Here is a 7,394-nt window from a genome sequence, read left to right as displayed (position 1 = left end):
TATGAATTTCTAGTTAGCACCTATTAAGACTTCAAAATTAAAAAATATTTTTAAAACAAGTCAATCAACAAGTGCCCACACAGATTGTCTGATATATTGTTAAAGAGCAAAAAATAAATTGGTCGGCGAGATAGGATTTGAACCTACGACCCACTGGTCCCAAACCAGTTGCGCTACCAAGCTGCGCTACTCGCCGTCAGATTTCTCAATTAAGAGAAGATGGGGTGGCTAATGGGATTCGAACCCACGACAACTGGAATCACAATCCAGGGCTCTACCAACTGAGCTATAGCCACCATTGATTAGTTGTTCATCGCATTGACTTTCTGGCGCGCTCGACAAGATTCGAACTTGCGACCTTTGGCTCCGGAGGCCAACGCTCTATCCAACTGAGCTACGAACGCGTTACTGCGTCGTTGCAGGGGCGTATATTAATGATTTCCCAATACCTTGTCTAGCACTTTTTTGAAAAAAAATATCAAAAGATAAATTTTTGTTCAATTTGTATAGAATTTATTATTTATTCGTCTATTTTTAGTGCTAAATAGTAAAAAAGGATAGCAAGTTGCTATCCCCTTTATTTAGTTTATTGTTTATTACGGCGCGCTCGACGTTTCATTCTTCGTACCCATCGAGTAATTTTCCATGCTTTTGTTATTGAATAAGCATAAAGGAAGAATAATACAATAAACGCAATAAACATTGCCCATTCATTAATATAGAAGACTTCGCCTAATATCCCGATTGTGGCACAAATTGCCGCAAAGAAGGTAATTAATAAAAAGGCTTGGCGAGAGGTTAATCCAGCACGAACCATTAAGTGGTGTACGTGTAAACGATCCGGACGAAATGGACTTTTCCCTTTACGTAAGCGACGATAAATAATGGCCACCATATCAATTAAAGGAACAGCAATAATCCAAAGTGCGGTCACTGGATTCATCGGATGCCCTTTTCCTTGCGTACTTAAAAGTAGAATCCAAATAATAGTAAAGCCGATTAAAGTACTTCCTGCATCGCCCATGAACACTTTATATTTTGGTCCGAACGGAATCCCTAAGTTTAATAATAAATAAGGCAGAATCGCTACAATTAAACCAAAACTCCAATATGCCATATCCATCTGTCCATCACGGAACATTAAGATACCAATGGCAGCAAATGAAACAATAGACAATCCACCTAACAATCCATCAATACCATCAATCATATTAAAGGCATTAATAATCGCGATTGTGGCAAATACGGTAATAATCAATCCAATAGAACCAAGCGTTAATTGGAATGGCCCTAGAATTTGGCCTAAATGATCTAAATAAACATTACCCAAATCGATCATCAAAATCGCAAGCACCGCTTGAATCCCTGCACGCAAGAAAGGGCTAATATCAAAGCGATCATCTAAGATACCGATTGCAAGTAGAATAAAGATACTGAATATATAAAGATAAGGTAAACGAAGTTGATCCCACTCCATTAAATAATAGCAAAGGTTTCCCATAAAAAGAGAAACACCGCCAATCAGTGGAATCGCACCTTGGTGACGCTTACGATAATTTGGTTTATCCACCAAGCCAATTTTATTCGCAATTGGTCGCATCACAATCAAGGTTAAAAATGCCCCTAAGAAAGTTACAATAAGACTTAGCATAGTTTGTATCCTAAAAAATTTTTTGCAAAGGATAACATAAAGAAAAATCAGCACACAAAGATTTTTCTCAAATTCAGTTTTTTAGTACAATATGCCCACTTTTAATATAAGGATTAAAAATCATGACAAAATCAACCGCACTTTTCTCTCGTGCACAAGAAGTTATTCCTGGTGGTGTAAACTCCCCTGTTCGTGCTTTTAAAGGCGTAGGTGGCACACCCGTATTTATTCAAAAAGCCAAAGGCGCTTACATTTACGATACCGAAGGCAAACAATATATCGATTATGTGGGTTCTTGGGGGCCAATGATTTTAGGTCACAATCACCCTGCTATTTTGGATGCTGTATTAAAAGCAGCAGAAAATGGTTTAAGTTTTGGTGCACCAACCCCCTCTGAAATTGATTTAGCGGAATTAGTCTGTGAAATTGTGCCATCTATTGAAATGGTTCGTATGGTGAGTTCAGGTACTGAAGCAACCATGACAGCTATCCGTCTTGCGCGTGGTTATACCAATAGAAGCAAAATCTTAAAATTTGAAGGTTGTTACCACGGTCATTCTGATTCACTTTTAGTAAAAGCAGGATCGGGCGCATTAACACTTGGTCAACCAAGCTCACCAGGTGTACCTGAAGATTTTGCAAAACACACTTTAACTGCAGAATATAACAATCTTGATTCAGTTAAAAAACTATTTGAAGAATTCCCTAACGATATCGCTTGTGTGATTATTGAACCAGTTGCAGGTAATATGAACTGTGTTCCACCAAAAGAAGGATTCTTACAAGGCATTCGTGAAATCTGTGATCAATATGGTGCACTTTTCATTATTGACGAAGTCATGACTGGTTTCCGTGTTTCACTTGCAGGCGCACAAGCTTATTATGGTGTAACACCGGATCTCACCACATTAGGTAAAGTCATTGGTGGCGGTATGCCAGTGGGTGCAGTGGGTGGTAAAAAAGTAATTATGCAACACCTTGCACCGACCGGTCCGGTTTACCAAGCGGGTACCCTTTCAGGCAACCCGATTGCAATGGCAGCAGGTTTAGCTTGTTTAACTGAATTGAAAAAAACTGGTAACGAACAACATCTTGCAGAATTAACTACAAAACTTTGTGATGGCTTAAAAGCATTAGCTAAAAAACACAATGTGCCATTCGTGATTAATCATGTAGGCGGAATGTTTGGTCTTTTCTTCACTGACCAAAAACAAGTTACCTCTTATGCAGAAGTCATGAAATGTGATACCGAAAAATTCAAAGTGTTCTTCCACAAAATGCTCGATCAAGGCGTTTACCTTGCGCCTTCTGCTTTTGAAGCGGGCTTTATGTCTTTAGCTCATACAAATGAAGACATTGAAAAAACGCTTGCTGCCGCAGATATTGCATTTGCAGCGGTTGCTTAAAACGCAAAGTGCGGTTAAATTTAACCGCACTTTTTCTTTAATATCACATCATAATCGCTCATAGAGTACATTTTCTAACCATCCCCTTTCCTCTTCGGTTAATGCCATTCCTTTTTCATTTGTCAGAATAAAGAAGTCTTCTGCTTTTTCCCCTACAGTCGTAATTTTTGCATTACAAAGATTGAGTTTTAACTCGGTGAAAATTTGACTGATTTGAGCCAATAAACCGGGTTTATCTAAAGCAACGATTTCTAACTCCGTATGCTCTTTTTTACTTTCTTTCAAAAAACGTACATCTGTTTTCACGGTGAAATGTTGCAACTGTCGATTATTTGCAAAAGACATGGATGGCAATTTTTCGCCTAATAAAACAGAGGTTAATACTGTTTCTAATTCTCGGCGACGTTCTGAACGAACCAATTCACCATTTAATTCTGTGATGATAAAGCTATCGAATACATACCCATCATCCGATGTTAAAATTTGAGCATCATGAATACTGAATTTTTTCGCACCAATGGTTGAAACCACTTTATTAAATAAGTTGGCTTGATCAGGGCAATAAACGAAGATCTCAGTCCCACCGCTAGAAAAACGGTTACTAATTTTAACCAGTACTTCACCATCAAATTCAGCTAACAACGCTGTATGCCACGCAATTTGTTTTGGGCTATTTCGTAAAAAATAATCATCAGGACAACGTTGCCAGAGTGCTAAGATTTTTTCTTCCGATAATTCTGGTTGATCTTCGGATAAAATTGCCAGCGCCAATTGGCGATTTTCAAGGATCTTTTCGTTATTATCTAATAATAAATTCATCCCTTGTCGGAATTGTTGTGACGTATAATCATAGAGTGAGGCAAATAAAGAACGTTTCCAGCTATTCCACAAGGTACCATTTGTTGCACAAATATCCGCGACCGTCAAACAAGTGAGATAATCTAAACGCACATGATTTTGTACACTTTCCGCAAAGCTCATCACAACTTCTGGATCATGAATATCTCGACGCTGTGCAGTGATTGACATGAGCAAATGCTCTCTCACTAGCCAAGCCATCGTTTCAATTTCTCGACGATCAAAGCCATGCAAATGAGCAAATTCAGCTATATCTTCAGCCCCTAACTCTGCATGATCCCCTCCTCGACCTTTCGCAATATCATGGAAAAGTGCGGCAACATAAAGCAAAGTGCGGTCAGAAATATGACTAAATATTTGATGGCAAATGGGATGGGGTTCTGCTTCATCTTCAGCTAAGAAACTTTCTAATTTCAACATCACTCGCAAGGTGTGCTCATCCACGGTGTAAATGTGGAAAAGATCGAATTGCATCAAACCTTCAATCCCCTGCCATTGTGGCAAATAAGCCGTTAACACACCATATTGGTGCATTGGAAGGAATGCTCGCTGAATGGCTTTCGGTTGATTAAATAACCGAATAAATTTCTCCCTTGCTTCAGGAATATCACATAATTTCTGCGTCAAGCTTTCCAACGAAATCTGAAGTTGGCGTAATGTTGAGGAATGAATTTCGGCTTGTTCATGCTGCGTTAGATAGAAAAAAAGATCCAAAATACGATCTGGATAACGTAAAAACAGATCATCTTTACGTAAACACAAACTTTGATTTACTAGTTCAAAATTATCATCCAAAGGATGAATAGAAACCTCGCCATCCGTTGATAAAAAATGTTCTTTATAATGCTTAATCAGGATATCGGTTAAACGAGAAATCGTGCGTAAAGCTTGGAAAAAACGTTTCATCATTTTTTCGACACCACGATTTCCCTCGCCTTCAAAACCAAGCATCTCGCTCACTTTGATTTGACGATCAAACAACAAGCGGTTGTCATAACGTTTTAAAATCAAGTGTAAAGCAAACCGCACTTTAAATAAAAATTCTTGGCTTTCTAATAATTGTTGGTGTTCTGATGGATAAATAAAGCCACTTTTCAAAATGCCATCAAGGGTCATTTCCCCAGTGTGTCGTAATGCGATCCAATATAAAAGATGAAGATCCCGCAAACCACCTGGGCTGTATTTTAAATCAGGTTCTAGATTATAGCTGGTGTTGTGATAGCGCTGATAACGTTCAATTTGCTCTTGTACTTTGGCATCAAAGAATGGTTTTATCGCCCAAAAATCTGGCTTTTTCAATATTTCCCCTAAAGCATTAAAAAGGGATAAGTCACCCGATAAATAACGGGACTCAAGCAAATTGGTGGCAATAGTAATGTCCTGTTTGCCTTCCTTTTCACATTCTTCTAAAGAACGAACACTATGCCCTACGTCAAATCCACAATCCCATAAGAACTGCACAAATTGAGCAATTTTTTCTTCCGTTTCAGACTCTCTTTCTTCTTTTGAAAGAATAAGAACATCTAGGTCAGATAAAGGAAAGATTTCTTGTCTGCCATAACCGCCTACTGCAATTAAGGTGAGATTAGCTTTATCTAATTCAAATTGCTGCCAAAGCTGTTTTAACAAATTATCACAAAATTGTGTACGGCTAGCGATCAGCTCAAAAACGGAATAATCAGCAAAATGCTGACGTTCAAACTCCTTCAAATTTTCACGTTGAATTTTGACCGCACTTAGCGTGAGTGGAGAGTTGAAATGATAAGGAAAAAGCATAGGTATTCCACAAACAAAACAATTATAAAAAAAGCCCACTATCGTAGGCTTTTAGCTGAACTTAAAGGTTATTCATCATACGTTGAATTCGCCCTTCCGCAATTTCTTCATCACGGATTGTCATCACTTCACAACCGTTTTCGGTAACCACAATTTGATGCTCATATTGCGCTGAATGGCTACGGTCTTTGGTTTTTACTGTCCAACCATCGCCCATAATGCGCACTTCTTTTTTACCCGCATTGATCATTGGCTCAATGGTGAATACCATGCCAGGTTTTAAAACCACACCACCATCATCAGCATAATAGTGTAATACTTGCGGTTCGCAGTGGAATTCAGTTCCCACACCATGGCCACAGTACTCTCGTACTACGCTAAAGCCTTGGCTTTCGGTATATTTTTGTACCGCTTTACCAATTTCATTTAAACGAATACCTGGCTTAACCGTACGTAATCCCACATAAAGCGCTTCTTGTGCCGCTTCAACCAATTTTTGGCTACGAATATTGGTTTCACCCACGACATACATTTTAGAGTTGTCTCCGAAATAACCGTCTTTAATCACGGTCACATCAATATTGACAATATCGCCCTGTTTTAATTTTTTATCGTCGCTTGGAATACCATGGCAAACCACTTCATTTATAGAAATACAGGTTGCTTTCGGGAAACCATGATAATTTAAGCAAGCAGGAATCACTTTTTGTACATTCACCATGTAGTCATGACAAATGCGATCCAATTCTCCCGTCGTCACCCCTTCTTTTACATAAGGTTCGATCATAACCAAAACATCAGATGCTAATTTACACGCTTCACGCAACTTAACAAGTTCTTCTTCAGTTCTTAATGGAATACCCATTATTTCTCCTTATTTAATTAAGATTTATCCGCGCATAATAGCACTAATTCCGTGAAAAATCTTGAATGAATTGACGGGTTATTGGATAATACGCAAATTATTTTAGGAAAGTGGGAATATAATATATGTCAGATTTAGATATGGCCGTGCCGCTAACTTTTACTGATGCGGCAGCCAATAAAGTAAAAAGTTTAATTAGCGAAGAAGAAAACAACGAATTAAAATTACGCGTTTATATCACCGGTGGCGGTTGCAGTGGTTTCCAATATGGTTTCACCTTTGACGATAAAGTTAATGAAGGTGACTTAACCATTGAAAAAGCCGGTGTGCAATTAGTGATTGACCCAATGAGTTTACAATACTTAATTGGCGGCACCGTGGATTACACTGAAGGCTTGGAAGGTTCTCGTTTTGTGGTGAACAATCCAAATGCAACCAGTACCTGTGGTTGTGGTTCTTCATTCAGCATCTAACATGGATTTTCAATTTACCCATTATCTAGGCAATGTACATGCTAAGTGTTCAATGGAACACATTGCCCTAGCCAATTGGTTTAATTCAGAAGTGCGGTCAAATCCTCAAGCGTTTTTGACCGCACTTTCTGCCTGTGAGCAGATTAAAAATAATGATGAAGTCACACTGATTGGTTCTGAATACACGCTTTTTATCAATACCGATGAAGTGATGATTCGCGCCAATAATCTTGCAATTGACACAGATGAAATTTTAGAAGACGACTTCCATTATTATGATGAAGAAAGTATCGCTTTCTGCGGTACAACAGACTTCATTCACTTTCTTAATGCCTATTTTGAATTTATTGCTTAACCTCATTCTC

At 38.4% G+C, this 7,394-nt stretch carries 6 protein-coding genes and 3 tRNA genes; 3 read left to right on the top strand and 6 right to left on the bottom strand.

Annotation, left to right across the window (positions count from 1 at the left end; translation table 11 throughout):
* Positions 1-119: 119 nt before the first annotated feature.
* The 4 genes from AC979_RS05855 to wecA all read right to left on the bottom strand — a co-directional run bounded on the left by AC979_RS05855 (position 120) and on the right by wecA (position 1,651).
* Positions 120-196, bottom strand: a tRNA-Pro gene (locus AC979_RS05855).
* A 24-nt stretch (positions 197-220) separates the two neighbouring features.
* Positions 221-296, bottom strand: a tRNA-His gene (locus tag AC979_RS05850).
* A 31-nt stretch (positions 297-327) separates the two neighbouring features.
* Positions 328-404: transfer RNA gene (locus AC979_RS05845), tRNA-Arg, on the bottom strand.
* A gap of 182 nt (positions 405-586) precedes the next feature.
* Positions 587-1,651, bottom strand: coding sequence for a UDP-N-acetylglucosamine--undecaprenyl-phosphate N-acetylglucosaminephosphotransferase (gene wecA, locus AC979_RS05840; RefSeq protein ID WP_049365564.1), 1,065 nt, complete (start codon positions 1,649-1,651; stop codon positions 587-589).
* Positions 1,652-1,773: 122 nt separating this feature from the next.
* On the opposite strand from wecA, the gene hemL reads away from it, so the two are divergent.
* Positions 1,774-3,057: a glutamate-1-semialdehyde 2,1-aminomutase gene (gene hemL, locus AC979_RS05835; protein WP_049365565.1), complete on the top strand. Its 1,284-nt coding sequence runs from the start codon at positions 1,774-1,776 to the stop codon at positions 3,055-3,057.
* Positions 3,058-3,105: 48 nt separating this feature from the next.
* Here the strand turns inward: hemL and glnD are convergent, their stop codons facing one another.
* A complete protein-coding gene (gene glnD, locus AC979_RS05830) occupies positions 3,106-5,691 on the bottom strand; it encodes a bifunctional uridylyltransferase/uridylyl-removing protein GlnD (protein ID WP_049373334.1) in 2,586 nt (861 codons plus the stop codon).
* 61 nt (positions 5,692-5,752) lie between these two features.
* Positions 5,753-6,556 (bottom strand): type I methionyl aminopeptidase, encoded by an 804-nt coding sequence (gene map / locus AC979_RS05825; protein WP_049373332.1) that lies wholly within the window; start codon positions 6,554-6,556, stop codon positions 5,753-5,755.
* Positions 6,557-6,681: 125 nt separating this feature from the next.
* Between map and erpA the strand changes: the two genes are divergently transcribed.
* Both erpA and AC979_RS05815 read left to right on the top strand, forming a co-directional pair.
* On the top strand, positions 6,682-7,029 hold the full coding sequence (gene erpA, locus AC979_RS05820) for an iron-sulfur cluster insertion protein ErpA (protein WP_005696219.1): 348 nt from the start codon (positions 6,682-6,684) through the stop codon (positions 7,027-7,029).
* A gap of 1 nt (position 7,030) precedes the next feature.
* The gene (locus tag AC979_RS05815; RefSeq protein ID WP_049373330.1) at positions 7,031-7,384 is read left to right on the top strand and encodes a YacL family protein; all 354 of its coding nucleotides are present in this window, start codon (positions 7,031-7,033) and stop codon (positions 7,382-7,384) included.
* The last annotated feature ends 10 nt before the right edge of the window (positions 7,385-7,394 follow it).

This window comes from Parahaemophilus parainfluenzae (assembly GCF_001053575.1).
In the GTDB taxonomy this organism is placed as follows: Bacteria; Pseudomonadota; Gammaproteobacteria; order Enterobacterales; family Pasteurellaceae; genus Haemophilus_D; species Haemophilus_D parainfluenzae_S.
The sequence above is the reverse complement of the archived record's forward strand: the minus strand, read 5'-3'. Positions and strand labels throughout refer to the sequence as shown.

What these genes read in the sequence shown, in the direction of transcription:
- wecA (WP_049365564.1), bottom strand. Translation starts at nt 1,651, where the DNA reads ATGCTAAGTCTTATTGTAACTTTCTTAGGGGCATTTTTAACCTTGATT.
- hemL (WP_049365565.1), top strand. Translation starts at nt 1,774, where the DNA reads ATGACAAAATCAACCGCACTTTTCTCTCGTGCACAAGAAGTTATTCCT.
- glnD (WP_049373334.1), bottom strand. Translation starts at nt 5,691, where the DNA reads ATGCTTTTTCCTTATCATTTCAACTCTCCACTCACGCTAAGTGCGGTC.
- map (WP_049373332.1), bottom strand. Translation starts at nt 6,556, where the DNA reads ATGGGTATTCCATTAAGAACTGAAGAAGAACTTGTTAAGTTGCGTGAA.
- erpA (WP_005696219.1), top strand. Translation starts at nt 6,682, where the DNA reads ATGTCAGATTTAGATATGGCCGTGCCGCTAACTTTTACTGATGCGGCA.
- AC979_RS05815 (WP_049373330.1), top strand. Translation starts at nt 7,031, where the DNA reads ATGGATTTTCAATTTACCCATTATCTAGGCAATGTACATGCTAAGTGT.